The following is a 293-nucleotide window of genomic DNA, read 5'->3' as shown; positions in this document are numbered from 1 at the left end:
TAGAAGCAGCTTTAAGCTCCAAGCTGATAGCTCCAAGCTAACAGTTACGCGCTCGAAATTGGGTCTGTAGCTCAGTTGGTTAGAGCGCACCCCTGATAAGGGTGAGGTCGGCAGTTCGAATCTGCCCAGACCCACCAATTTTGTTATGGGGCCATAGCTCAGCTGGGAGAGCGCCTGCCTTGCACGCAGGAGGTCAACGGTTCGATCCCGTTTGGCTCCACCATATAACTGCTTCTGAAAGCTTAGAAATGAGTATTCCATTGAGAATATTGATTTCTAGTCTTTTGATTAGA

2 tRNA genes are annotated in these 293 nt (G+C 48.5%); both read left to right on the top strand.

The features are described 5' to 3' along the window. Nucleotides 1-60: 60 nt before the first annotated feature. Nucleotides 61-137, top strand: a tRNA-Ile gene (locus L8H52_RS30380). Nucleotides 138-147: 10 nt separating this feature from the next. Beyond that, nucleotides 148-223: transfer RNA gene (locus L8H52_RS30375), tRNA-Ala, on the top strand. The last annotated feature ends 70 nt before the right edge of the window (nucleotides 224-293 follow it).

The sequence above is a fragment of the Pseudomonas sp. CROZ-RG-20F-R04-15 genome (genome assembly GCF_022662375.1).
In the GTDB taxonomy this organism is placed as follows: Bacteria; Pseudomonadota; Gammaproteobacteria; order Pseudomonadales; family Pseudomonadaceae; genus Aquipseudomonas.
The sequence above is the reverse complement of the archived record's forward strand: the minus strand, read 5'-3'. Positions and strand labels throughout refer to the sequence as shown.